We start from the raw sequence: 25,671 nt of genomic DNA on the forward strand, positions 1-25,671 counted from the left end.
ATTTTTTATTTTTCCAGAATGGACTTTAGATCTGCTGGCGAATAATTGACAGACTTTAATGTTTTGTTGTCCCCTTCACGAAAGACCAAAAATTTGCCGTCAACTTGCTTGTAGTATGATTCTACACCTTTGGCACGATAATGCTCTTGGGTAGCGATAGCTTCTTGTTCATTTTTGCAGGCTTTACTCATATTGGAGCGTTGCACTTCTTCAAAAAGGTCGTTGAATTTGTCCTTCAAGCCAAATTCCAATATGGCACCAGACAATACATACTGTATATCACACAATGCATCTGCGATCTCAACAATATCTTTGGCTTTTATGGCTTCTTCCAGTTCCTCCAATTCTTCTGCTATCAAGGACACACGTAGTTTGCAGCGGGCTTCTGATGGAATCTGTGGTGTATCCAATATAGGATGCTGGAATGTCTTGTGAAATTCAGCTACGGATGTTAATGATTTTGGATCTGTCATTTTTATTTAGTTGTCAGTTGATCAGTGTTCAGTTGTCAGTGTTCAGTTGTCAGTGTTCAGTTTTTATTATCTACTGACGACTGTTGACTGACAACTACTTTACAAAATGTTTAAGCTGTATCAATTCTCTCTCATCGAGGTATCTCCATCTTCCGCGAGGGAGGTTCTTCTTGGTCAAGTTAGCATAAACCACACGGTCTAGCTTGACTATTTCATAGCCCAACGATTCGAATATACGTCGTACGATACGATTCTTGCCACTATGGATCTGTATACCTACTTCTCTTTTGCTGGCCCCTTGGATATAGCTCAGGTCATCGGGTTTGATGAAACCGTCTTCCAATTGCAAACCAAACTCAATTTTGTTGAAATCTCCCTGGTTTAGATTTTTGTCCAATTCTACATGATACAGCTTCGTGACGTTATTGCGTGGATGGGATAGTTTTTCCGCAAGATTACCGTCATTGGTCAATAGCAAGAGACCGGTTGTGTTTCTATCCAGACGCCCAACGGGGTATATTCTTTCTTTAGTGGCTTTGGCTACGAGGTGCATGACCGTATGTCTTTCTTGTGGGTCATCGGTTGTGGTGATGTAATCCTTAGGTTTGTTCAAAAGGATATACACCATTTTTTCGCGTTTCAACCGTTCGTTATTGTAGCGTATTTCGTCTTTTGCCGGATCGACTTTTGTTCCCAATTCTGTGACGACCTCTCCATTGACCGTAACGACACCGGCAGCGATGAGTTCGTCGGCTTTTCTTCTGGAGCAAATGCCTGCATTGGAAATATACCTGTTCAGACGGATCAAACCATCATCTTTGGCTTCTGCTGCTGCGGGCTTTTGAGCGGGTGAGAATTTTCTTCCTCTTGAATATTTGAATGTATTTTCGTTGTCTTCTGTTTTTTGGAATTTCTTTGCGTAAGGTTTGTCCCTGCCGGTATTAAAATTCTTTCTATACGGCTTGTCTTCATTTCTGTCCGTGTACGATCCTCCAAATTTGGAAGACTTGCCGAACGGCTTTCTTTCATCACTGCTGTTAAAAGGTCTTCTATCGTCTTTGCTGAAAGGTTTCCTTTCATACTTGCCAAATGGCTTTCTATCGTCCTTACTAAAAGATCTTTTGTCATCCCTATCGAAAGACTTTCTCTCGTCTTTGTTGAAAGGTTTTCTGTCTTCTCTATCGAACGATGGTTTTTCGAACGATCTTCCTTTAGCATGTGAACTGTTTCTTCCTTGACCACCCTTGGATTTGAAGCTTTCGGAGTTGCTTCGTTGTCTTTTGGAGTTGTCATCACGACTGTTCCTTTGATTTCTGAATGGCATAATTTTTATATCAAAATGAGGTGCAAATTTACGAAAATCTTTGTTAAAAATGAATTTTTTTTCAACACCTGTTTTCTTTGTTTTTGTGGCCATAGCCTATGATTTTGGGAGTAGGTATAAAGAGTGTGAATTTGTAACTGTTTGTTTTTTAAACAAATACTGTTTACCTTTGGCAATTCATAAATGGACCAAGCTGTTTCTTGATCGCTTTTGCGTGGATAGAATAGCATTAAGGGAGTGAATGATAAAAAAGAAAATTTTATGTACAGGTACGATCTTGTCGCTGTTACTTTTGTCAAGATTGTACTCTACACCACACGGGGATCCTATCGAGGATCCTTACAAAAAAAGCCTCATTGAGTATGCGGAGAGAAAGGCAGAGGAAAAGAGAAACTCAAAGGCATTCGAAGATAATTTGATCTCTTTTGCAGAGGAGGATTTTCCGCTAGAAGATCAACGTGTAAAAAGGCGATTGGATAAGTATCTTTCCAGATTATCTTTCAAAAGGCACCAATCGTATAGGTTGCACAGACAGGCGGAAAAACATCTGCCGCAAATTACAGAAATTTTAAAATCCTATGATATTCCCGAAGATTTTAAGTATATCCCTTTGGTAGAGAGTGGATTGGATCCTAGGATTTTGTCGCATAAGGGAGCTGGCGGTTATTGGCAGTTCATGCCGGCTACGGCTCGTCTGTATGGTTTGAAAGTGAATGGATCAGTGGACGAACGCAGAAATCTGATCAAATCTACACATGCCGCGGCAAAATATCTGAAAAGTTTGTACAACAAGTTTGGAGACTGGACATTGGTGGCGGCAGCCTATAATGTGGGGGAGGGTAGTTTACAATCCTCTATGCGTAGACAGAAAGAAAATAACTACTTTAAGCTTAGTCTGAACGCAGAGACTGCGTCTTATGTCTATAAACTGGTCTCCATGAAGGAAATCATCGAAAAACCGGAAAAATACGGGTATAGTATTTAGATGTAATGTAGGGACGCAATGCTTGTGTCCCTACATTACATCGGAATATACATCACGTATTTAGTGTCAAAAAAATCTTCTTGGAAATACCCGGATAAGGGATGGAGCTCGGCTTTGACTCTGGCTTCTTTGATCTCTTGTCGCAGGTCTCCGCCTTTGAGGTATAGGATTCCGTTCGGAATACCGTTTTTGTCCTTTTTTTCAAATTTGTTTCTTACCCAAGGCATGAACTCGGCCAATTGTGTGACAGCACGTGAAACGACAAAATCGTACGTGTAGTCCAATTGTTCTGCCCGAATGTGATCTGCTTCTACATTTTCCAGTCCCAATGCCTGGGCTACCTCGCGTACGACTTTGATTTTCTTTCCGATCGAATCGACCAAATGAAACTGGACCTGCGGAAACAGAATAGCTAAGGGGATACCGGGAAAACCGCCTCCGGTGCCTACATCCAGTATGCGGGTACCGGGTGTCAGCTCGGTCACAAACTTGGCAATACCCAATGAGTGTAGTACATGCTTGAGGTATAGGCTTTCGATGTCTTTGCGAGATACGACATTGATCTGATCGTTCCAGAATGGATAGAGCTCGCTCAATTGGGCAAATTGTTCCTTTTGCCTTTCGGTCAATTTGGGAAAATATTGGTATATGATGTCTACGGTTGGATTCATGGGTTTTATTTATTATTCGATAGAGACATAATTCATTGTGTCTCTACTACCAGGATATTTGTTTTTTATGCCTATTGAACAGTCCATTTGTACAGATATAAAAATAATATAGGATATCCAAAACAGGTAACCAGATCAGTAAATCCTTCACAGCCAATTTTCTATAAATCTTACCAAACACGATCAATTGACTCATTAGGCGTAGTAAGTAAGCGCCTACCACATATTGCCAACAAACAGGATATAACACCAAGACGACAGCCAGCATGGTATAAAACAATATAGCTGTGATGAGCTGTGTTGCCAACATGCGTTTGTGCTTCCTCTTATAGAGTAACGATGCTCCGGAATGTCTGGCTTTTTGTTTGTAATAGGCTTTCCAGGTATTTTTGGCCGTGGAGTACATATGTGCATCGGGATGTATCGCGATGTTGACGTTGGTTGGTGTCGCATTGTGATTGATGAAGAGATCGTCATCGCCAGACTTGATGTGCATGTGGGCATTGAAACCTTTGCCCCGGAAAAACAAGGACTTGGTATAGGCGAGGTTTCGACCTACCCCCATGTAGGCATTGCCTTTGAGTGCGTAGGAAAGATAACTCATCGCCGTATGGGATGTTTCGAAGCGAATTAGCTTGCTTAAGAAAGTATTGGTTTTGAAGTAGGGCGAATATCCAAGCACGATTTCCTTGCCTTCTATGAAAGCACCGCTCATTTCCTTAAGCCAATGTTTGCTCTGTGGTTGACAATCGGCATCGGTCAGTATCGATCTTTCATGTTGGGCAGCTTTGATCCCTAATGTCAAAGCAAACTTCTTATTGTGCTTCAATTGGACATGCTCCTTGATGTCGACGATTCGCAGGTGCTTGTACTCCCTTGCAAAATCCTGGAGTATCCATTTGGTATCGTCGGTTGAACAGTCGTCTACGACAATGACTTCGTATTCGGGATAGTCTTGTTCCAATATAGCGGGAAGGAATTCTTTGAGATTATCCTGTTCGTTATGCGCACAGATAATGACGGAAACAGGAGGAAAATTGGTGGAATCTTGATAGGACTGCACCTTGTACCGTGCCAGTCTGCCATATACAAACAAAATATAGTACAGTTGGACGCATAGTAATATTCCCAAGAGGCTATACAAAATATAAGGTGTGTCGAATTGAATGTTCGAAAGATAATCCATATAAAACTCAAAGATAAGGTGTTCTTTTCATATTTATGATGAAATAGTTAAGAATTGCTAATTAAGTGTGTCAAATGGCGAAGCCTCAGTTTTTTCTTGTATTTTTGCGGCTGATTCAGGAGAAATATGAAATTTACGCTTCAAGCCCAAGACCCCTTATCCAAAGCCCGTGCGGGTGTGATGGATACGGCACATGGGCCTATAGAAACGCCGATCTTCATGCCGGTAGGTACAGCAGGTACCGTCAAGGCAGTGCATCAGCATGAATTGGTACAGGATATACAGGCACAGATTATTTTAGGGAATACTTATCATTTATATTTACGGCCGGGATTGGAAGTGCTGAACAGGGCCGGGGGATTGCATAAGTTCAACGGTTGGGACAAACCTATACTGACCGATTCGGGAGGTTATCAGGTGTATTCTTTGACCGGGGTGCGCAAGATACGGGAAGAGGGGGTGACTTTCCGCTCGCATGTCGACGGTTCGAAACATCTTTTTACACCCGAGAACGTTATGGATACACAGCGTATTATCGGAGCAGATATTATCATGGCTTTTGATGAGTGTACACCTTATCCCTGCGATTATCAGTATGCGCGAAAGTCGTTGGATATGACGCATCGTTGGTTGAAGAGATGCTGTGATCGCTTCGATGAGACCGAACCTTTGTATGGCTACGAACAGACACTTTTTCCGATTGTACAGGGATCTGTATATAAAGATTTGCGTGCCCGGTCGGCAGAGACCATTGCTTCTTTTGGACGAGATGGCAATGCGATAGGCGGACTTTCTGTAGGGGAGCCTGCTGAGGAAATGTATGCGATGACCGAGGTGGTGACGGACATTTTGCCCGCAGATAGGCCTCGCTACCTTATGGGGGTGGGTACACCGGTCAATATTTTGGAAAACATTGCTTTGGGGATTGATATGTTCGACTGCGTCATGCCGACACGTAATGCGCGAAACGGAATGTTGTTTACCCGGCAGGGGATTATCAATATCAAGAATGAGAAGTGGAAAGATGATTTCTCACCGATAGAGGCCGAGAGCGATCTGATGGTGGACCGTGTGCATACCAAAGCCTATCTGCGGCATCTGATTCGTTCGCAGGAGATATTGGGGGCACAGATCGCTTCTTTGCACAATCTACATTTCTATCTTTGGTTGGTCAAACAGGCCCGGGAAAAAATCATCGACGGTACTTTTTACGAATGGAAAGAAAAGATGGTGAAAGTGTTGGGGCAGAGACTGTAATGCGTATAGCGATATGCGTAGTGTGTATTGGGAATGAGGTGGTTTGAAAATGAGATGATTTGGTTTAAGGTTTCTGACTACTGATGACTTAAGGACAAAAGATGTTTTGCACCTACTGATTACTGAAATTAACACTCTCATAACTTTTATCCCTTTCATAACTTCCGTAACTTTCTTACTTTTGGCTTTGAAGAATGAACATCATTGATCGCTATATCATCAAGAAGTATCTGACGACGTTTCTGTTTACGGTCGGGATATTCGTTGTTATCATTGTTATCTTTGATATTTCGGAAAAACTGGATGATTTTCTAAAGAATAAAGCGACGATGACACAGGTCATCCTCCATTATTATGCTGTGGGAAGTGTGCCTTTTTTCCTCAACATGCTGACGCCGCTGATCAATTTTATTGCGGTCATCTTTTTTACGTCCAAGATGGCTGATCAGACCGAGATCGTCCCGATCTTAAGTGGCGGAATGAGCTTCAATCGCTTCCTTCGGCCCTATATGATCTCGGCATTTATCATCTTTGCCTTTACCTTGGTGTCCAATCTCTATATCATTCCTTTCACCAACAAGGAAAAGGTAAACTTTGAGAATGTGTATGTGCATCCGCATAAAGTTAGTTCGTCGACGTCTTCGACCCACATGCAGATCGACAGCAATACCTATGTGTATATAGACAATTTTGACACGCAGCGGGCTGTGGGATATAATTTTGTGCTGGAGATATTCGATGGGCTGGAATTGAAGGAGAAGCTCATAGCTGATAGGGTGGCCTGGGACTCGGTGTCGGGTAAGTGGCGTATAGAGAATTATACGAACAGGATCATCAATGGTCTAAAGGAGGAAATGCAAAAGGAAGAGCGTAAAGACACGACCTTGGATATGCGGCCTCAGGATTTTGAAGCCTATGAAAATATCTTTACGGCGCTGACTACAAAAGAGCTGGATGAACGCATAAAGAAAGAAGAAATCCGTGGAACGGGTATGATGAGCGAGTTGCAGTTGGAAAAATACAAGCGTTGGATCAATCCCTTTTCGGCCTTTATATTAACGCTTATGGGGGTTTCGCTTTCGTCCAAAAAAGTACGGGGAGGGATTGGGTTGAGTCTAGGTATCGGTATCGGATTGAGTTTTACCTATTTGGTCTTCAATCAGTTTTCGACTATGTTTGCCTTAAAGGGTGGATTGCATCCTCTTTTGGCTGTGCTGATACCGAATGTGACGTTTTTGCTGGTAAGCTTAATCTTGTTGTACAAAGCACCTAAATAATATAATCTATGATTTTCTCGGATCACCAACGTCAACTGTTGGTCTTGCATTTTACGGTGCTCATTTGGGGATTTACCGGTGTGTTGGGAGAGTTGATCAGTATTTCAGCCTTGCCTTTGGTTTGGTATCGGGTGTCTATAGCTGCAATTTCTCTTTTTGTGTACTTCCGGTTGACCGGAAAATCCATGCGGGTATCAAGAAGAGATCTCTTTAAATTTTTGGGTGTGGGTTGTATTGTGGGATTGCACTGGATATTGTTCTTTCACGCTATCAAGGTTTCTACAGTATCGGTCACGTTGGTTACGCTGTCTTCGATCACCTTGTTTACGGCGGTATTGGAACCTATTGTCAATAAGCGTAGACTTTCCGTAGCAGATATTGCGGTAGGTCTTGTTATTATTTTGGGTATTTACTTGATTTTCAAGTTCGAGTTCCAGTACCTTTGGGGGATCGTGTTTGGGCTTCTTGCTGCGTTTTGTGCTTGTATATTTGCTATTCTCAATGCGCAAATGGTCAAAAAGCATAGCCCAACGATTATTACTTTTTATGAGATGATTGGGGCATTTATCGGTGTTTCTTTGATCATGTTAGTTACGGGGAAGTTTTCGGATGAATTGATCTTGTCGACCAAGAACTGGATATACCTTCTGTTGTTGGGGAGTGTATGTACAGCTTTGGCGTATGTATTAGGGGTCGCGGTGATGAAGGAACTATCGGCTTTTGCCGTAGCATTGGCCACGAATATGGAGCCTGTGTACGGTATTATCATTGCAGTATTGGTTTTTGGACACAAGGAAACGATGAGTGCAGGGTTTTATATAGGGGCGGTGATTGTGCTTGCAGCCGTGTTTTTATATCCTTATCTGAGGAATAGATTTGAAATCAGAAAAATAAAGAAGTTGTCTGAAAAGCTCTGACAGACCCTATAATCGTCGTTGTGCATAGCTTGCTCTCTCAAGTATTCGGAAAAAGCACACATAGAAGATAGATCTGCCTTTACTTTGTTTCCTCCTCCGTGTCGGCGATCTGATCGTTTTCCGCTGTAATTTCCTCCTTATTCTGCGGGTTGCTTTCCAGTTCGTGTGTTTCCTTGTTGTACATTCCAGCCAGTTCGTCGATTATGGTTCCTTTCCAAAGGGGTGTACCCGTGAAATAAGCTGCTCGCCCAATCATATGGGCGGCGATCGGGGAGGTGATGATCAGGAAAAAGGTAATGGCAATGGCTTTGGTCGTGACCGAAATATCTGGAAACAGAATGGCCGCACACAGCAAAAGCAAACCTACACCAAGGGTAGCAGCCTTGACCGTTACAGAAAGGCGTAGATAAAAATCTGGCATTCTCAATATCCCCAAGGAGGCAAAGAAGATGGCAAGTGCACCTATAGTGCTGAATATAGCAATTAAAATATCAATCATTTTCTTGTTTTTCTATGTAAGCCGAGAAAGCTACAGTTCCCAAAAATGCGATAAGCGCAAGTATAATCGCTACGTCCAATAGTACTTTTTGGTCGGAACGTATCGTGAATACGGTAATGATACCAATACCTATGGTGATGATCAGGTCGAGTGCAATGACCCTGTCGACTACGCGTGGGCCTTTTATCAGGCGTATAAATACCAAAATGACCGAAACGGCCAATATAGGAAGTATAAAATAGTCAAAATACGTAGCTAAACTCATCTCAATATTTCTAATAGTCTTCTTTCCAGTCCTGTTTTCATTTCCCGCACGAATACTTTGGGGTCATTTAGATACATCACGTGGATATACATGGTTTTCTTGTCTTCGCTGATATCCAGGATCAATGTGCCCGGTGTCAGGGAGATCATGGTTGCCAGCAGGTTGATCTCCAGTTCAGTATTTGCATTCATGGGATACCGAACGACTCCCGGTTTCATGAAGTATTTTGGTGTCATCACATCATAGGCTACCTGTAAATTTGCCTTGATCAGCTGTACAAAAAAGTAGAGTATGAAACTCAATACCTTAGGCACCCTGAAGAAATAACGTTGATCACTGTCGTGGCTATTCATGATCCAGAGGATACCAAACCCAAGCATAAACCCAAAAACAAAATTGGTGTAATACATGGATCCGGTAAGGGCTACCCATATAAAGGATAGCAGCAGATTCATCAAAAATAGTCTAATCATAACTTTCCTTAGTTTTGTTTTCCAAGTACCGCTTCAATGTACATTGTACTGTCGAGTAGTTGATCCGAAATTTTATCTACTAACTGGACAATCGTTTCTGCATTCAGTCCAATAAATAAGGTGACCGAACATAAGATGCAGATTGGCAATACCAATAATATTTTTCTAAATAAAGGGAGAGGTTCGAACTTGTCCTCGACTATAACATCTGAAGGACTATCTTTCCAAAAAACTTCTGCCCATAGTTTTGCAATCACGTACAATGTCACGAGACTACCTAAAATCAAAGCACCTACAAAAGCAAATTGTTGTAACGTAAAAGCCGCTTTAAATAAATATATCTTTGGCCAAAAACCGGACAATGGCGGAATGCCTACCAACGAAAATAATACCAAAGCAAATAACAAAGATATCTTCGGGTAGTGGGCATACAGCCCGCCCAGCTTTGTCATGTCCATGGTACCTCGCAATTGCCGTATAAGGCCTGCGATCAGAAACATATTGGTCTTGACCATGATATCATGAAACAAGTAGAATACCGTTCCCATCAAAGCTACTTTGGTAAACATCGCAATACCACCCACCATGAAACCGATATGGCAAACGATCAGATAGGAAAATAATCGTCGGATATTGGTCTTGATGACCGCTCCGAAAGAACCTATGACAATAGTCAGTACAGCAATGGTCATCAGTAGGTTTCGGGTGAATTCATCCGGAATAAATATCAAGCTGAAAACACGTATCATCGCATAGATACCTACTTTGGTCAAAAGGCCTCCGAAAGTGGCCGCTACAGCTGAAGGTGGGGTATGGTAGGAAGAGGGTAGCCAATAATAGAGTGGAAAGACTGCCGATTTGATCCCGAAGCCCAGAATAAAAAAGCAAGCTGTGATGCCGACGAGAGATTGATTTTGGACCTGCTGTATTTTGAGGCTCAGATCTGCCATATTCAGTGAGCCCGTGATACCGTACAAAATGCCTATTCCTGTCAGGAAGAAAGTCGAGGCGAGGATATTCATCGCCATGTATTTGACCGCACCTTCTAACTGGGTTTTGCGCCCTCCGAGGGTCATCAGTACAAATGAGGAGATGATAATGACCTCGAACCAAACGTACAGATTGAAGATATCCCCGGTCAGAAAAGCACCGTTCAATCCCATCAATAGAAAATGGAAGATCGGAAAATACCCATACAACATGCGTTGCCTATTGAGGCCCGTAGAGGAGAAAAAAGAAACAGCAAGCCCCGCAATCGAAGTGAGTAAGACCAATGTAGCACTCAGCAGATCCGCGACGAACACGATGCCAAAAGGAGCTTCCCAGTTGGCAGCATTTAGTGTCAATATGCCATCTGTATGCACTCTGGAAAGCAAGCGTATCGCAAGAAGTACCCCCAGCGAGCTGCCGGCTATACTCACGATGCGTTGAGTAATGGTTTTCCTCCAGGCTATTAATTGGATTACGGCCGAAAAGAGGTGAATAAAAACCGGTGCTAAAATATGGTTGTCTATCATATATCTTCTTCCTCAGGAGTGTTTAAATCATCTAAATCATCAGAGTTTACCAGTGCATATACTCTTTTTAGCAGCACTATTGCAAAGGCCGTCAAGGCAAAACTTATGACAATCGCTGTCAGAATAAGCGATTGGGGGATAGGGTCGGCAAATATGTCTTGAAAAAGTTTAGCATCCTCGTCGATCACGGGAGGTTTTCCCTTGACGATGCCACCTAGCAAAAAGATCAGGATATTCGTCCCACTGCCCAATAGCATGATACCTAGCAACAATTTGACCATGCTCCTGCGGAGAATAAGGTACACTCCCGCAGCATATAAAAGTCCTAATAATATGATTAAAATTAGTTCCATTATTTTTTCTCGTCTAAATTATTGTCCAGAGATATGGTGAATAAAATGGTCAGTACTACACCGATGACAACCAAGTACACACCTAAATCAAAAAACAGGGATGAACCGATCATACCGATAACAGGTATGGGTTGTTCGAACCATAAACCGGTCATAGGGGGGAGGCCGAATAGAAGCGGTAAGGTCACACTCATGACCGATATACCCAAGCCTACCGGAATGAGGGATAAAGGTTTGCGTTTCAGTAGACGCATCGTGGCCTCTGTACCATTGGAAAAACTGTGCAGGACGAAAGCAATCGAAGCCACCAATCCTCCGACAAAGCCTCCTCCGGGATAATAATGTCCTCGCAGCAGTAAAAAGAAGGAGAACAGTAATAATATGGGCAACAGATATTTTGTTGCGGATTGTAATATTGGACTTCGCATATTTTCTATTCTTTTTCTGTAGGTTTCAATCGTAATCTTATTAAACTATATACACCCAAGGCCGCAATGCTCAGCACCACGGTTTCAAACATGGTGTCTATGCCTCTAAAGTCGACCAAAATGACATTGACCACATTTTTACCTTTTGCCAGGATGTAAGCATTCTCCCCATAGAAATCCGAGATATCCTTGGCAATAGGCTCTGACCATACCCGTAGGGCCACCAAGGATAGGATAAGCCCAAATCCAATGGAGACGGCTGCATCCCGGTACAGTATTTTTTTACTGGCAAAATTGATGAAGCTCGGTAGGCGGTAGAGCACCAAGACAAACAAAACTGTACTCAGCGTGTCAATCGTAAATTGTGTCATTGCCAGATCCGGAGCACTGTAAAAAACGAAGATCAAACAGGTGCAATAACCGATCACACTCATGGACACGACTGCTGTCAACCGTGAAGCTGTGGATACCACTATAAATAATGCCCCCAAAAGAACGAGGACGACGGCAATTTCGTACAGGTCAGGCCTGGTCAATTGGTCGAAATCTAAGACAATAGGCCCACTCTTCCATAGTTTGTACGCCAAAAGCCCTTCGGCAAACAAGATGATCTTGAGATGATATGAGCGAAGGTAACCATTGTGGGAGAGACCGGTGATCCAATCGGATAATCTTAGGAAGGAATTTGCACAACCCGTAATGATGCTTTGGGGAGATATATTGTTGAGTTTTTCGACAGCTTGCAGTTTTGATAGGCTCGGCTTATTGACAAGATAGACAATGACACCCAATACTAAAGTGACTATACTTAACAAAAATACTAAATTTGGCCCATGCCAGATAGCCAGATTCTCTTGCGGAAAGCTGCTCCCATGTATAGCATTTGCGGCGGAGCCTGTTAAATAATTTCCAGCCCACCACGGCAATAGTCCAAATACTATACTCAATGCAGACAAGAGGAGAGGGGGGAGCCACATAGAAAATGGTGGTAGGTGTATTTTTTCAAACTGTTGCGGCAGTTTTCCCAAAAATGGTTTGACTCCGGCCATCAAGCCGGCGGCGACGATGCCGACATTGGTCACGATAGCTATTCCGGTCAATATCCAGATCCACTCCATATTCGGGTAGTGGAGCGTAGCTTCGTAGATAAGGTCTTTTCCGATAAATCCAAAAGTCACAAAAGGCAATCCTGCACTGGAAGCAGCTGCTATGATACTGGCTATGGTGACAGGCAGAAGTACCCTCCCCAACCCACGTAATACGGTGATATCACGGGTGCCTGTTTCATGATCTATGATGCCGGTCACGAGGAATAAAACAGCTTTGTACAGGGCGTGGGCAAGGATAAAGACAGCAACGGCAACCATCGCCTCCTGTGTCCCTACACCTATCAGAAATGTCAGGATGCCCAATGCTGCTATGGTCGAATAGGCTAGAATAGATTTTAGATCGATACGGAAAAGCGAGTGTATGGAAGCGTATAACATAGTGATGCCACCGACGATCATTAGGCTATAGTGCCACAGTTCACTGTCTCCCAAGATAGGAGTAAATCGGGCTAATAGGTAAATTCCGGCTTTGACCATTGTTGCCGAATGCAGGTAGGCCGATACTGGAGTCGGTGCTTTCATCGCGCCAGGCAGCCAGAAGTGAAATGGGAACTGTGCAGATTTCGTAAATGCTCCTATGAATATGAACAGGATCAGTAGGGGATAAAGTGGGTGGTTCAGAATGACCTCCTTGGACTGCACGAGCTCTGAAATGATAAAAGTTCCTGAAATGTTCCCTAAGAGAATCAAAGCAGCCAACAGAAAAAAACCACCTAACCCAGTAATGGTTAATGCCGTTATTGCACTTTTGCGAGAGTCGGCATTATCATTGTTGAAACCAATAAGAAAAAAAGAACTGATACTCGTCAATTCCCAAAAGATAAATAACAACAAAATATTGTCGGAGAGCACGACACCCAACATGGCTGACATGAATAGGAGAAGGTAACCGAAAAAACGATCAAAATAGCGATGTCCCTTTAGGTAGGAAAGGGCATATACAAAAATAGCTGTTCCTATTCCAGTGATCAATAAGGAAAACAACAGTGATAGGCCATCTAGTTTGAAATCAAAATTTATCCCTAAAGAAGATACCCAATCAATATGTTGGTATAGGCTGTTTCCTGAACTGACCAGGGGAATTTGTGCTGCAAAAAATGCAAATAGCAAAAATGGAACGATAGGTAATATTATACTCCATTTTGTTTTGAGTATTTTCCCGAAAGGGACAATGAGGCAAGAAAAAATTAATCCTGATAATACAGTTAATAGCATTTATTCTTTTATTATGGATATGGAAAGCTATAAAAGTAATAAAAAACTGTATTTTTTTGATATTAATTTGGAAGAATAGTCAAAAAAAATGAACTCTCCAAGGTTCGAAAACCTCTGGAGAGTTCATGAAATATTTATTTAGCTTTACTTTCTTAACTTTTCTGCACCTTCAATGATTTTTTCGACAACTGTAGGGTCTTGCAGCGTCGTTGTATCACCAAGGCTAGATAGTTCGCCCTCCGCGATTTTACGTAGGATACGACGCATGATCTTGCCCGATCTGGTTTTTGGAAGATCTGTCACAAACTGGATGATGTCGGGCTTGGCAATGGCTCCGATAAGTCGTGTGACGGTCTGCAATATATCCTTGCGTGTTCCTTCGGCATCGATATGATGATTGGCAATGACATAAGCATAGATACCTTGTCCTTTGACAGGATGTGGATAACCCACTATTGCCGATTCGACCACATCGGAGTGCATGTTGATTGCATTTTCCAATTCTGCTGTACCGATACGGTGTCCAGAGACATTCAATACATCATCCACACGTCCTGTGATCCTGTAATAACCTTCAGGGCTCCTATAGCAGCCATCACCTGTGAAATACATGTTTTTGTAAGCGGTGAAATAGGTCTGCCGACAACGTTCGTGGTCTCCCCATGTTGTGCGCAGCATGCCTGGCCATGGGAATTTGATGCAGAGATTGCCGCTGACATCGTTGCCTTCGAGTTCGTTGCCATTTTCGTCCATGAGACAAGGTTGTACGCCTGGTAGTGGCAACATCGCATAGCTTGGTATAGTCGGTGTGATGCCGGGTAGCGGAGCAATCAGTATTCCTCCATTTTCGGTTTGCCACCATGTGTCTGTAATGGGGGCCTTGCCTCTTCCAATTTTTTCATGGTACCATTCCCAAGCTTCTTTGTTGATCGGTTCGCCGACAGAACCCAGTTTTTTGAGGCTGCTTAGATCTTTGCCTTCGATAAAACTGTCTCCAAAGGCCATCAATGAACGAATGGCCGTAGGTGCTGTATAGAGGATATTGACCTTGTATTTTTCTACGATATCCCAAAAACGACCTGCATCTGGATAGGTCGGCACACCTTCAAACATGAGTGAGGTAGCACCTTGTGACAAAGGCCCATAGACAATGTAGCTATGTCCTGTGATCCATCCGATATCTGCGGTACAGAAATAGACTTCCCCTGGTTGATATTGGAATACATTGGAAAAGGTGTATCCTGTGTACACCATATAGCCCGCAGTAGTATGTACCACACCTTTGGGTTTGCCTGTCGAGCCGGAAGTGTACAGGACGAAGAGCGGATCTTCAGAGTCCATTTCTTCGGCCGGACAAGGTGGATTATCCTGTGTTTCTACTTTTTTGATCTCATCTTCCCACCACACATCACGGCCTTTGATCATAGATACGGGCGTGCGGCTACGTGTGAGGACAATAACTTTTTCTACGGATTTACACTGCATGAGTGCATCATCAACAATAGATTTAAGTTCCAATACCTTTGGTCCACGGAAGCCACCATCAGCTGTAATGACCAATTTACATTCGGCATCGTTGATGCGATCGGCAATGGATTGTGCCGAGAAACCACCGAAGACCACAGAGTGTATAGCTCCTATTCGCGCACAGGCCAATATAGCAATGACCAATTCGGGAACCATCGGTAAGTAGATACAGACACGGTCTCCTTTACGGACATTGTTGTTTTTTAATACATTGGCAAATTGTTCTACCTTGGCCAATAATTGTTTGTAAGTCAATATACGGTGTGCCTCGGTAGGATCATTGGGCTCCCAAATGATAGCGGGGGTGTCACCGTTTTGATAAATGTGGCGATCCAGACAGTTTTCGGTGATGTTTAATTTTCCACCTTCAAACCACTTTATATTGGGTTCTGTAAAATTCCAGTTAAGCACATTGTTCCATTTTCTTTTCCAAAAAAAATGGTCAGCTATCTCTCCCCAAAACTGTTCTGGATTTTCTACGCTTTTTTTATAAGCGTCTTGGTACTCCTCAAAGGAATTAATTTGAAAATTCATCTTTTTCTTCTAATAAATTTTATAGGTCTATACTAAAAAAACTGCAATATTTATTTATTTCGGACATTTATTTATTTCAACCCGAAATATTACATTTGCTACGGCTAATTTAATTTTTTTTGACATTAAATACTAATTTTTGTGACAAGAAGCATTTTGTTTTTTTTATAAAGTGATCGTTTTTTTGTGAACAGTGAAATACGTTAAACAGCTATACTATTTTTTGATCTTTAGCAATCTGTTGATCGCAGGAGCTGCCATTGCGCAGTGTTTTCTGACGTATATAATTTTGGGTGTAAGTACCAACTACTATATTTTGCTGATCGAAGGAAGTTCTACGTTGCTATTGTACAACTTTAGCCTATATTTATCCAAGCCCCAGAACCCGGCAAACTCTCCCTATGCAAGGACGCGATGGGTATTTGGTCATATACATTGGTTTTGGATGTGCACTATACTGGCCATAGGGGTGATGCTATATGCCTTGCTGCATGTGCATATGCGGACGCTCGCCTACTTGTTGTTTGTAGGAGTGATCAGTGTTTCGTATAGTTTTCCATTGATTAGGGTCAAGGGCAAAAGGATGGGCCTACGTCAAATCCCAGGGGTAAAATTATTTTACATTGCTTTGGTCTGGTCGTTGAGTAGTGTAGGGTTGCCTGTGATCGAACTATGGGCCGAAGGCATACCAGTCAATTGGTGGGTAGCCAATTATTTGGGTCTTTTGAAGATACTCTTTTTGTTGATCTGTACGCTTCCTTTCGATATACGCGATATGGAGCAGGATTCGTATTATCACCTCAAGACTATTCCCACGATGATAGGGGAGCATCGTGCCAAATTGGCTTGCTATGGTATGATTGTGTTGCATACAATACTTGTACTGCTGGCACCTTATTCTTTTGCAGTCAAATTGGGATTGATACTGACTAATGTAAGTGTTTTGGCTGTGCTGTATTTTTTGATTTTTCGTCACGTCCGGGGATATCACCGTGTGTACCTGTTGGATTTAGCACTGATCGTGCAGTGTGCGGTGACATGTGTTGTTTATTATATATGACCCCAAACCAAACCTATAAGGTTTTCAAAACCTTATAGGTTTAAGTTTAAGGTGCTTACAATCTTTTCGGCCAATATATCCGATAGTTTGTAGTAGCTTTCAAAAGTCCAGCCCGCTACATGAGGGCTTAGGATCACATTATCCCTTGAGATTAGGTTCTGGTACCAGTCCTGCTCTGCTAAAGCAGGAAATTTTTCGATGGGCAGTACGTCAAAGGCTGCTCCCAATATCTTATCTTGATCCAATGCTTTTAGTACGGCGGGAACTTGTACGATGCCTCCCCGCGCGCCCATCAGCAGGAATATGGGCTTTCGGAAGTGGAACAGATATTCATCATCTACCATGCCTTTCGTTTCCCGTGTCAATGGAATGTGAAAACTCAGTACATCGGCTTGACGTACGACCTCTTCCATAGAAACCTCTGTGGCGTATTGGTCAGTGAATCCTGTTTTGTACTTGTCATAGGCGATGACTTTGACCCCAAAACCGGAAAGTTTTTTGGCCATTGCCTGTCCATTATGACCATAACCGATCAGGGCTACTGTTTTTCCCATCAACTCATGTCCCCGGTTTTCCTCACGACGCCAATACCCGCTCCGAACTTCGTGGTCGGCTCGGTTGAGGTTGTTCATGAGACTTAGCAACATGCCGATCATGTGTTCACCTACGGCGTCGCAATTACCTGCATTGGCAGAAAGTAGGGTAATGCCTTTTTGTACTGCGTAGGCTTCGTCGATATTGTCCATGCCGGCTCCTGCACGACCGATCAAGGTCAGGTTGGAACCCAGATCGATAAAATTTTGGTCTACTTGAAATTTGGAGCGAATAACCAATCCTGTATAATCCGCAATGATTTTTTCGGCTCCAACACGTGTAATGGTCGGTTGGTAATTGTAGGAAATATCTGCTTTTTGGAGTTTTTCCAATAATATATCGTGTATGTCGTCGACGATTAGGATACTCATTTTTTGTTGGATTGAAAATTCTGAATTGGGCGTGATGAAATTTTAAGACGGTATAACTAAAGAACGTTGATGATTTCGTTTGTCAGCTGCACAAAATCTTCTACACTTAGGCGCTCGGCACGTAGGTCGTACAGCGCGTTGTCGCTCATTCTGTCCTTAGAAACGACTCCTGATAAGGCATTGCGCAGTGTTTTACGGCGTTGGTTGAACGCTGCTTTCACGACCCTCCAAAATAGTTTTTCGTCACAATCCAGTTTTTTTCTATCATTGCGGGTCATGCGCATGACTCCTGAAAGTACTTTAGGTGGCGGATTGAAGGCTCCGGCTTTGACCGTAAAAAGATATTCCACGTCATAATAAGCCTGTAAAAACACACTTAAAATACCGTACTCTTTGTTTCCAGGTTTGGCTACGCAACGTTCGGCTACTTCCTTTTGAAACATGCCTACCATTTGTACGACGTGTTGCCTTTCTTCCAATATCTTAAAAAGAATCTGCGAAGAAATGTTGTAGGGAAAATTGCCGATGATAGCCATTTTTTCCTCAAAATGTTTGGCAAAATCCAACGCTAAAAAATCACCGTGTATCAACCTGTCGCCTAGCTCAGGGTATTTGTCAGCAAGATAGACTATGGATTCATCATCCACATCGATCAGAAATGTTTGGTAAGCGGTTTCCTGCAACAAAAAGTCTGAAAGTATGCCCATGCCTGGACCGACCTCCAAAACTTGTTTGAAGCCCAATGAAGTGTCCAATGCTGCGACAATGCGTTGAGCTGCGTTTTTGTCGTTCAGAAAATGTTGTCCTAGGTGTTTTTTTGCCCGTACTGAATTCATCGTAGGTCAAAAGTAAGAAAAAAATTACTTCATTAGGTCTGTTGCATCTTTGGAGACAAAGCGACGAAGGATAAAAGTAGAGATGGAGTATCTGCATTGGATAGCTAAAAAAAATTACAATATAAATTTAGACAGGCTCTCATATTTTACTATCTTTATTGCAAGCGTATTATTTCTAACCAAAAAATACTTAAAACAACTATATGTATCCTTTTTTCTCAAAATCGACAATTAGTAATCCTCAAAAATTTTACGATAGGCTATACGAGAGACTGTCCAAGCAGGTAAAGGCGTATATATATAGTTATGTCGCATGTCCTATGCTTGCTGAGGACTTGATGCACGATGTATTTATCAAGATTTTTGAAAAAATGGAAGAGCTTGAAGATAAAGTCAAAAATTGGGAAAGCTATATTTTCAGGATGGCTCGCAACCATACATTTGACTATCTTAAGCGTAATAGCTTGAACGAGCGTTTTGTCGAGCGAACGATTCGGGAGTTTCAGGATGGAGATTTTGTCATAGACAGAAAAGTATTGGAAAAGGAGTATGCTGAATTTTTGGATAAGTGTTTGCAAAGGCTTCCCGAACGTTCTCGAAGGATATTCCAGTTGTGTAGGCAAGAGGAAATGACCTATGAAGAGGTCGCGGACAAATTGGGTGTTTCTAAGGATACAGTCAAGCATCATATGGTGTTGACAATGAAAAAACTAAAAGAGGAGGTAATGGTCATGTTTAATATTTCTTCTTCTCATATTACATCTATCATATTAATTGTAAGTGTAATATTGCTTAAATAAATAGCTGCATGGATACAAGATTCTATAAAAAACTCATCGATGGCTATAAGCAACGTACCCTTTCCAAAGAGGAATTGGCTGTATATCATCAATTGCTTGCCGAAGGCAAACTTAATGATGTGTTGATGCAGGCCATGACAGAAGATATCCCGACTTCAAAAAATAGAGGCAGCCTAAGGTGGGCTGTGTGGAGCGCTGTCGCAGCTGCACTTTTGATAACCTTTACGGCAGGATATTATTGGTGGCAGCCCGAGAATGGGAATACTGCTCCTGATATACTGGTCAATAGTCCTGTTGGAGCAATTCCCGATGCTCCTATATTGAAGCTGTCGGACGGTCGAATTGTATCTTTAGATCGTTTGGATGCTCAATTTCAAAAGGATTATGGTGTGCAGGGGGATGAAAACATATTAGTGTATCCACCTCATGCTGCTGGTCGTGATCAGATCTCCGTATCACAGTCGATAGAGACACCTTCGGGCAAGACTTACAAGATTGTATTGGAGGACGGGACCAAGGTGTGGATGAATGCCATGTCTTCCATTAGTTTTCCAAGCACGTTTAGACGAGACTACCGTGAGGTAAGTGTACAAGGGGAAGTGTATTTTGAAGTAGCGCATGACAGTCAACGTCCTTTTAGAGTACGATCCAATAATCAGCTGATAGAGGTATTGGGAACAAAATTCAATGTCAATAGCTATTCTACCGAAGATGGTATTGTGACTACTCTGTTGGAGGGCTCCGTACGTCTGAAAGCTGAAGAGTATATTCAAGAACTCAGACCCAATCAACAAGCAGTTTTGAGGGACAACGGTCGTCCCTATGATGTGAAGAGGGTTGATGCTTCTACCGTAGTGGCATGGACCAATGGATATTTACAGTTTAGGGACCAACCCTTGTCGGAAATTCTTCGCAAGGCAACGAGATGGTATGAAGTAGATCTGGATTTAGATCCTACCTTGGCTCGTCAACGTTATACGATGAAGTTTGATCAGCGATCTTCTATCGATGAGTTGTTGCGATTATTGGACGATGCAGGGTTTTACAGTGCATTGAAAAACAATGTCTTAGTTGTCCGTCAAAAAAAATAAAAATTTTCTTACCTGCTTTGGTGTTTTGGATCGTCAACTTCTTAGTAAGTTACACATAACCAATATCACTAATGAAGCTTTTATCACAGTTCATCTTGTGTAGACGTGTTACCATACCTAGGGTTGGTACACGTTTCAGGTACCGCTTTGTATTTTTCATGGCGTGCTTTAATCTTTCCCACTTGGCCGTATGTGCCCAGTTATTGGATTTTTCTGGAAAAAATGTCCCGCTTGCTGTCGTATTAAAAGCTGTGGAGGACAAGACTACTTTAAATGTGTTTTACAATCAGGATATGCTGGCCAAGACACATCCTGTGACGATCCATGTCAAAGCTAAGCCAATAGAACAGCTGTTGGAGATGGCTTTTAAAGATCAGCCCATCGATTACAAATTGACGGACAAAAGGTTGGTATTGGTAGAGAAAATACCAAATAGACAATCTTCAATGGCTAAAAATAATCGAGAGGTATCTTCTATACAGGAGGATAAGGTACAAGGAAGGATTCGTGATGTGAAGGGCAGCCGTTTGGATGGAGTGACGGTTCTCAACGAACGCAATCAGGTCGCTACACGTACAAATGCAGACGGTTTGTTTGAGATCTCAGGTCGTGTTGGTGATATGTTGGCTATTCGTTTGTTAGGGTATGGCCAACAACGTGTGCGGGTACAAAAAATGACAGGGATAGATATTGTGATGATCGTTGATGAAGCTGAGTTAGACGAGGTCATCGTCACAGGGTATGCCACCCAAAAGAAAAGGGAGATTACGGGCTCAATCGCTTCCATCAATGCCGAGGACATCGAATCTGCCAATGCTGTTACGTTGGACCAAGCGATGCAGGGTCGTATGTCGGGGGTCAATGTGCAATCTCGTGTAGGGGTGCCGGGCGCGGCCATCAAGGTGGAAGTGCGAGGCCCTGGGTCAATATCGGCAGGTACAGAACCTATCTATATTGTAGATGGACTGATCGTGGACAATAACAATATGACTACGTTGGTTTCGGCCAACCCTTTGGCCAATATTAATCCCGAAGATATTGAGTCTATAGAAGTGTTGAAAGATGCTGCTGCTGCTTCTGTGTATGGAGCACAAGCGGCAAATGGTGTCGTTCTGATTACGACAAAAAAAGGAAAAAGTGGCAGAGTGAAAGTAGATTTGGGTTATCGCACTGGGGCTGTAAAACCTATCAAACTGTTGGATCTGATGAACACCCAGGAGTACCTGAACGCAAGATTTGAATCGTTCAAGAACTATAATCCTACATGGACAGACGAGCAGGCTTGGGCGTCTGTTTTTTCCCAGTCCCGTTTTCCCAGCACGACTACCCTTGATGAGATTGCGGCGATGCCAACCTATGATTGGCAAAAGGCTGCGTATACCGATGGAGCTACCAACAAATATGATCTGGCACTATCCGGAGGTAGTGATCGATCTTCCTACCGTATTTCTGGAAGTTGGGAAGATACAGAAGGGAGCATTGTAGGCTCTGATTTTACGCGAGGGACGATGAATCTAAATTACGGGAATAAGATCACAGACAAGATAGAGATACTGAGTACGGTAAATATTGCTTCGGTCAGGCAGCACGGTCCCTTAGGGTCTACTGGTACCACGACACAGTTTTCGGCTCCAAGCTATGCAAACCCCATGATTTTGCCTTTTATCCCGATATATAATGAGGATGGTTCATACAATTTTACGTTGGCTGGATTTCCGGGAACTTTTGCACGACACACCTTACATTCTACCGAACTCAACGAAGCTTTGGAAAAGAATAATAGTTTGTTTGGCAACCTTCAGTTGAATTACAACATACTTGACAACTTAAAATACAAAGCTTTGGTGGGATTAGACTATAGGGATATCACGGCCCGGATGTACTACGATCCGAGGACAATAGACGGAAATGCCAGAGGCGGCATTTTGACCGAGTACTACGATAGGCCTAAGACTTTTACCACTTCCCACGTTTTGCATTATACACCTCGCTTGCCAGATAGACATACGCTCAATACATTGGTGGGGGTAGAATATAGGACGTATGAAAACCAGGCTGGTAATGTTACGGGAGAAGGTTTTCCCAATCATTTGTTCAAGCAGTTGGCTTCGGCGGCCACGATCGTATCCGGTACAAGCTCGTGGACAGGAGTAAAGCGGTTAGGTAGTTTTGTACAAGCGAACTATACGTTCGACAGCAAATACATGCTGTCCGCTATTTTGCGTTATGATGGATCTTCACGTTTCGGGGATAATAATAAGTTTGGTTTGTTCCCGGCCATTTCTGCAGGATGGGATTTGGCCAAAGAAGATTTTGTAACCAATAAAACCTTGATAAACCAGTTGAAACTCCGTATAGGTTACGGAGAAACGGGTAATGATCAGATTGACAACTTTGCGTCCCGATCTCTGTACGGTGGAGGAGTGACGTATGATGGCGAGGCTGGTATCCAAGCTAATTCTCTAGGGAATTCCAAGTTAAGGTGGGAACGTAATGCCACGACAAATATTGGGATTGATTATACTTTGTTTGGCTCACGCGTATTTGGTAGCATCGAAGCCTATCATCGCAGCAGTAAAGATCTGTTGCTGAGCAAACCTATAGTGTGGGCTGCAGGGTATAGTGAGATTACGGAAAACTTAGGTGAGGTAAAAAATCAAGGACTGGAGTTTGAATTGGGCGCACATCTGATGCGTTCGGGTGATTTCAAGTGGACAAGTAATTTCAATATTTCTTTCCAACGCAATGAGGTGACACGTCTATACGATGATCTTACGGTGCTGCCTGGTGACAATACGGTTCGTGTCGGTTATGCATTACGGACGTTTGTTTTGCCCCAATATGCGGGGGTACACGCAGCAACAGGTAGGCCAGTGTGGTATGATGCCGATGGCAATCTGACCTATACACCCGGTACGATGGAAGTCGGAAATTATGCTCCTCATGGTCTGCCAAATGAGTTGCCCGATTTTTATGGCGGTTGGACAAATGCGTTTGACTATAAAGGTGTGTCCTTGTCGGTGTTTTTCCAATATGACTATGGTCGCATATTCTACGATAACTTCGCCCGCAATCTTTCCCGTAAAGGGGATTCGCAAATAAATGGGATGGCTTGGTATTACGACAACCGATGGACGGCGGAAGGACAGATCACTTCGGTACCGAGACCCGTCAATGGTGCAGCAGAGCGGGGGGGACATGCCCGTGGAGATTTGGCATCTACCCGCTATCTGCAAGATGCATCTTACATACGCTTGAAGAATATAAACCTGAGTTACAATCTGCCTGCTAGCTGGCTATCCGCGATTAAGATGTCATCGACCAAATTATACCTACAGGCCAATAATCTATACACGATTACCAAGTTTGCAGGTTATGATCCGGAATTTTATGTGACAGGGAGCAATACTACCTCCAATGTGGGGATAATACCTGCGATGAAATCATACTTTTTTGGTGTACAAGTTGGATTTTAAAAGGAAGAATATCATGAAGAGAAATATATTAATACAGCTGTCCTTGTGTACGGTTTTGTTGCTGACAGGTTGTGAGAAGTTGTTGGAGATAAACCCGAAACAATCTATCGATTCATCGACGGCTTTGACGAATGAAGAAGGTATTAGTGCGGCATTGATCTCCGTGTATGCTCGTCTACAAAACTATACTTTATACGGACGGGACTATCTGGCGTTGTCAGAGGCTTTGTCCGACAACGCCATACATACAGGAAATGCCTCCCATTTGACCAATGAGTCTATGAATGGCAGGAATGCACATTTTGACAATTGGCAAATGTCATATTATGCTATCAATCAGGCCAACTTAGTGATTGATGCCGTTCAAGCCGGTTCGTACGAGGAAAAATGGAAAGCGACCATATTAGGACAGGCTTATTTTTTACGGGCGTTATGTTATCACGATTTGGTACGTGTATATGCTTATGATCCCACAGCGATTATTGATGAATACAATTACGGAGGAGTCCCTCTAATGTTGGTGGGTGTAGATGATATATCGAAAATAGGATCGCTCAAACGTGCGCCCATAGCCGATGTCTACGATCAGATTTATAAGGACTTGGATTTAGCACATAGCAACTTGGGTATGGGCAATGAGACTGCTGCGCCTCACCGAGTTACCCAAGCAGCGGTAAGTGCTTTATATGCACGTGTGGCATTGTACCGGGGAGACTACCCTACTGTGGTCGATATGGCGGATCGCACTTTGATAGAGACCAAGGCTACATTTTCAACCCAAGCTACCTATGTAAGCGATTGGTTGAAAGAAGTACATCCGGAATCTATTTTTGAATTGAAATTTAATATCTCAGAGAATGTAGGTTCGGATCGTTCTTTACGGTCGACCTATACGAGTCGTGCGACGTACGATGCTACGGCATTTTCCATCCAAGCGGTCGTGGCTGTAGATCCGTTGTTTTATGATTTGTACGATCCAAGCGATGTACGGAGGGAATTGATCCGTAAAGGGGTGGGCAAGAGCTCGACTTTTTGGGAGATGTACAAGTTTATTTCGAAGAATGGTACCCCCAACTTGGACAACGTACCGATTCTCCGCTTGTCAGAAGTATACCTCAATCGGGCAGAAGCTCTTTACTATCAAGGAGCATCTTATTATCCTCAGGCATTAGACGATTTGAATAGGATACGTACACGCGCTGGCCTGTCGGAAGTAAGTCTATCAGGTAATGCGCTGTTGGAAGAAATTTTAATGCAACGGCGTTTTGACTTGGCGTTTGAAGGGCACCGATGGTTCGATCTCAAACGTCATGGCCGAGATGTGATGAAAGGGAGTGGCAATGTACTCTTTACCGATTATAGGATACTGGCACGCATACCTATTCGGGAAGCGAATGCCGATACTGAGCTTAAACAAAATTATAATTATTAAG

General features: G+C 42.8%; 23 protein-coding genes. 9 read left to right on the plus strand and 14 right to left on the minus strand.

The window, feature by feature from the left end:
• Positions 1–5: 5 nt before the first annotated feature.
• A complete protein-coding gene (locus tag G5B00_RS16650) occupies positions 6–473 on the minus strand; it encodes a nucleoside triphosphate pyrophosphohydrolase family protein (protein WP_163878192.1) in 468 nt (155 codons plus the stop codon).
• 94 nt (positions 474–567) lie between these two features.
• On the minus strand, positions 568–1,797 hold the full coding sequence (locus tag G5B00_RS16655; protein WP_163878195.1) for a pseudouridine synthase: 1,230 nt from the start codon (positions 1,795–1,797) through the stop codon (positions 568–570).
• Between the two features lie 241 nt (positions 1,798–2,038).
• On the opposite strand from G5B00_RS16655, the gene G5B00_RS16660 reads away from it, so the two are divergent.
• Positions 2,039–2,782, plus strand: coding sequence for a lytic transglycosylase domain-containing protein (locus tag G5B00_RS16660; protein ID WP_163878198.1), 744 nt, complete (start codon positions 2,039–2,041; stop codon positions 2,780–2,782).
• A 35-nt stretch (positions 2,783–2,817) separates the two neighbouring features.
• Here G5B00_RS16660 and rsmG read toward each other — a convergent pair whose 3' ends face one another.
• Positions 2,818–3,453 (minus strand): 16S rRNA (guanine(527)-N(7))-methyltransferase RsmG, encoded by a 636-nt coding sequence (rsmG, locus tag G5B00_RS16665; RefSeq protein ID WP_163878201.1) that lies wholly within the window; start codon positions 3,451–3,453, stop codon positions 2,818–2,820.
• Between the two features lie 46 nt (positions 3,454–3,499).
• Positions 3,500–4,585 (minus strand): glycosyltransferase, encoded by a 1,086-nt coding sequence (locus G5B00_RS16670; RefSeq protein WP_240894557.1) that lies wholly within the window; start codon positions 4,583–4,585, stop codon positions 3,500–3,502.
• A gap of 180 nt (positions 4,586–4,765) precedes the next feature.
• Between G5B00_RS16670 and tgt the strand changes: the two genes are divergently transcribed.
• From tgt to G5B00_RS16685, 3 genes are all read left to right on the plus strand, one after another.
• On the plus strand, positions 4,766–5,896 hold the full coding sequence (gene tgt / locus G5B00_RS16675) for a tRNA guanosine(34) transglycosylase Tgt (protein ID WP_163878208.1): 1,131 nt from the start codon (positions 4,766–4,768) through the stop codon (positions 5,894–5,896).
• Between the two features lie 194 nt (positions 5,897–6,090).
• A complete protein-coding gene (locus G5B00_RS16680; protein WP_163878211.1) occupies positions 6,091–7,173 on the plus strand; it encodes an LptF/LptG family permease in 1,083 nt (360 codons plus the stop codon).
• An 8-nt stretch (positions 7,174–7,181) separates the two neighbouring features.
• Positions 7,182–8,090 carry a DMT family transporter gene (locus G5B00_RS16685; RefSeq protein WP_163878214.1) on the plus strand — a complete coding sequence of 303 codons (909 nt, stop codon included), beginning with the start codon at positions 7,182–7,184 and terminating at the stop codon, positions 8,088–8,090.
• A gap of 79 nt (positions 8,091–8,169) precedes the next feature.
• On the opposite strand, the gene mnhG is transcribed toward G5B00_RS16685, so the two are convergent.
• From mnhG to acs, 8 genes are all read right to left on the minus strand, one after another.
• Entirely contained in the window at positions 8,170–8,589 is a 420-nt protein-coding gene (mnhG, locus tag G5B00_RS16690) for a monovalent cation/H(+) antiporter subunit G (RefSeq protein WP_163878217.1), read from the minus strand.
• Complete coding sequence (locus G5B00_RS16695; RefSeq protein ID WP_163878220.1) at positions 8,582–8,854, minus strand: monovalent cation/H+ antiporter complex subunit F; 273 nt, start codon at positions 8,852–8,854, stop codon at positions 8,582–8,584. Before G5B00_RS16695 ends, mnhG begins: the two co-directional genes overlap by 8 nt.
• Positions 8,851–9,327, minus strand: a complete 477-nt coding sequence (locus G5B00_RS16700) for a Na+/H+ antiporter subunit E (protein ID WP_163878223.1) — start codon at positions 9,325–9,327, stop codon at positions 8,851–8,853. Before G5B00_RS16700 ends, G5B00_RS16695 begins: the two co-directional genes overlap by 4 nt.
• Positions 9,328–9,335: 8 nt before the next feature.
• Positions 9,336–10,844, minus strand: a complete 1,509-nt coding sequence (locus tag G5B00_RS16705; protein ID WP_163878227.1) for a proton-conducting transporter membrane subunit — start codon at positions 10,842–10,844, stop codon at positions 9,336–9,338.
• A complete protein-coding gene (locus tag G5B00_RS16710; RefSeq protein WP_163878230.1) occupies positions 10,841–11,197 on the minus strand; it encodes a Na+/H+ antiporter subunit C in 357 nt (118 codons plus the stop codon). The genes G5B00_RS16705 and G5B00_RS16710 overlap by 4 nt, the downstream gene beginning before the upstream one ends.
• Entirely contained in the window at positions 11,197–11,625 is a 429-nt protein-coding gene (locus G5B00_RS16715; RefSeq protein ID WP_163878233.1) for a Na+/H+ antiporter subunit B, read from the minus strand. Before G5B00_RS16715 ends, G5B00_RS16710 begins: the two co-directional genes overlap by 1 nt.
• A 5-nt stretch (positions 11,626–11,630) precedes the next feature.
• Positions 11,631–13,844, minus strand: coding sequence for a hydrogen gas-evolving membrane-bound hydrogenase subunit E (mbhE, locus tag G5B00_RS16720; protein ID WP_240894558.1), 2,214 nt, complete (start codon positions 13,842–13,844; stop codon positions 11,631–11,633).
• A 249-nt stretch (positions 13,845–14,093) separates the two neighbouring features.
• Positions 14,094–16,010 (minus strand): acetate--CoA ligase, encoded by a 1,917-nt coding sequence (acs, locus tag G5B00_RS16725; protein WP_163878238.1) that lies wholly within the window; start codon positions 16,008–16,010, stop codon positions 14,094–14,096.
• Positions 16,011–16,203: 193 nt separating this feature from the next.
• Between acs and G5B00_RS16730 the strand changes: the two genes are divergently transcribed.
• Complete coding sequence (locus tag G5B00_RS16730; RefSeq protein ID WP_163878241.1) at positions 16,204–17,070, plus strand: hypothetical protein; 867 nt, start codon at positions 16,204–16,206, stop codon at positions 17,068–17,070.
• A 32-nt stretch (positions 17,071–17,102) separates the two neighbouring features.
• Here G5B00_RS16730 and G5B00_RS16735 read toward each other — a convergent pair whose 3' ends face one another.
• On the minus strand, positions 17,103–18,035 hold the full coding sequence (locus G5B00_RS16735; protein WP_163878244.1) for an NAD(P)-dependent oxidoreductase: 933 nt from the start codon (positions 18,033–18,035) through the stop codon (positions 17,103–17,105).
• 56 nt (positions 18,036–18,091) lie between these two features.
• A complete protein-coding gene (rsmA, locus tag G5B00_RS16740; protein WP_163878247.1) occupies positions 18,092–18,871 on the minus strand; it encodes a 16S rRNA (adenine(1518)-N(6)/adenine(1519)-N(6))-dimethyltransferase RsmA in 780 nt (259 codons plus the stop codon).
• Positions 18,872–19,074: 203 nt separating this feature from the next.
• Here rsmA and G5B00_RS16745 point away from each other — a divergent pair, with 203 nt between their 5' ends.
• The 4 genes from G5B00_RS16745 to G5B00_RS16760 all read left to right on the plus strand — a co-directional run bounded on the left by G5B00_RS16745 (position 19,075) and on the right by G5B00_RS16760 (position 25,670).
• Complete coding sequence (locus tag G5B00_RS16745) at positions 19,075–19,671, plus strand: RNA polymerase sigma factor (RefSeq protein ID WP_163878250.1); 597 nt, start codon at positions 19,075–19,077, stop codon at positions 19,669–19,671.
• An 8-nt stretch (positions 19,672–19,679) separates the two neighbouring features.
• Positions 19,680–20,762, plus strand: a complete 1,083-nt coding sequence (locus G5B00_RS16750; RefSeq protein WP_163878253.1) for a FecR family protein — start codon at positions 19,680–19,682, stop codon at positions 20,760–20,762.
• Positions 20,763–20,833: 71 nt separating this feature from the next.
• On the plus strand, positions 20,834–24,238 hold the full coding sequence (locus tag G5B00_RS16755) for a SusC/RagA family TonB-linked outer membrane protein (RefSeq protein WP_163878256.1): 3,405 nt from the start codon (positions 20,834–20,836) through the stop codon (positions 24,236–24,238).
• Positions 24,239–24,251: 13 nt separating this feature from the next.
• Positions 24,252–25,670, plus strand: coding sequence for a RagB/SusD family nutrient uptake outer membrane protein (locus G5B00_RS16760; RefSeq protein ID WP_163878259.1), 1,419 nt, complete (start codon positions 24,252–24,254; stop codon positions 25,668–25,670).
• Position 25,671 lies beyond the last annotated feature (1 nt).

This window comes from Parapedobacter sp. SGR-10, assembly GCF_011030405.1.
Classification (GTDB): domain Bacteria; phylum Bacteroidota; class Bacteroidia; order Sphingobacteriales; family Sphingobacteriaceae; genus Sphingobacterium.

Coding starts and splice junctions, on each gene's coding strand:
- G5B00_RS16650 (WP_163878192.1), bottom strand. CDS start 473: ATGACAGATCCAAAATCATTAACATCCGTAGCTGAATTTCACAAGACA.
- G5B00_RS16655 (WP_163878195.1), bottom strand. CDS start 1,797: ATGCCATTCAGAAATCAAAGGAACAGTCGTGATGACAACTCCAAAAGA.
- G5B00_RS16660 (WP_163878198.1), top strand. CDS start 2,039: ATGATAAAAAAGAAAATTTTATGTACAGGTACGATCTTGTCGCTGTTA.
- rsmG (WP_163878201.1), bottom strand. CDS start 3,453: ATGAATCCAACCGTAGACATCATATACCAATATTTTCCCAAATTGACC.
- tgt (WP_163878208.1), top strand. CDS start 4,766: ATGAAATTTACGCTTCAAGCCCAAGACCCCTTATCCAAAGCCCGTGCG.
- G5B00_RS16680 (WP_163878211.1), top strand. CDS start 6,091: ATGAACATCATTGATCGCTATATCATCAAGAAGTATCTGACGACGTTT.
- G5B00_RS16685 (WP_163878214.1), top strand. CDS start 7,182: ATGATTTTCTCGGATCACCAACGTCAACTGTTGGTCTTGCATTTTACG.
- mnhG (WP_163878217.1), bottom strand. CDS start 8,589: ATGATTGATATTTTAATTGCTATATTCAGCACTATAGGTGCACTTGCC.
- G5B00_RS16695 (WP_163878220.1), bottom strand. CDS start 8,854: ATGAGTTTAGCTACGTATTTTGACTATTTTATACTTCCTATATTGGCC.
- G5B00_RS16700 (WP_163878223.1), bottom strand. CDS start 9,327: ATGATTAGACTATTTTTGATGAATCTGCTGCTATCCTTTATATGGGTA.
- G5B00_RS16705 (WP_163878227.1), bottom strand. CDS start 10,844: ATGATAGACAACCATATTTTAGCACCGGTTTTTATTCACCTCTTTTCG.
- G5B00_RS16710 (WP_163878230.1), bottom strand. CDS start 11,197: ATGGAACTAATTTTAATCATATTATTAGGACTTTTATATGCTGCGGGA.
- G5B00_RS16715 (WP_163878233.1), bottom strand. CDS start 11,625: ATGCGAAGTCCAATATTACAATCCGCAACAAAATATCTGTTGCCCATA.
- acs (WP_163878238.1), bottom strand. CDS start 16,010: ATGAATTTTCAAATTAATTCCTTTGAGGAGTACCAAGACGCTTATAAA.
- G5B00_RS16735 (WP_163878244.1), bottom strand. CDS start 18,035: ATGAGTATCCTAATCGTCGACGACATACACGATATATTATTGGAAAAA.
- rsmA (WP_163878247.1), bottom strand. CDS start 18,871: ATGAATTCAGTACGGGCAAAAAAACACCTAGGACAACATTTTCTGAAC.
- G5B00_RS16745 (WP_163878250.1), top strand. CDS start 19,075: ATGTATCCTTTTTTCTCAAAATCGACAATTAGTAATCCTCAAAAATTT.
- G5B00_RS16750 (WP_163878253.1), top strand. CDS start 19,680: ATGGATACAAGATTCTATAAAAAACTCATCGATGGCTATAAGCAACGT.
- G5B00_RS16755 (WP_163878256.1), top strand. CDS start 20,834: ATGAAGCTTTTATCACAGTTCATCTTGTGTAGACGTGTTACCATACCT.
- G5B00_RS16760 (WP_163878259.1), top strand. CDS start 24,252: ATGAAGAGAAATATATTAATACAGCTGTCCTTGTGTACGGTTTTGTTG.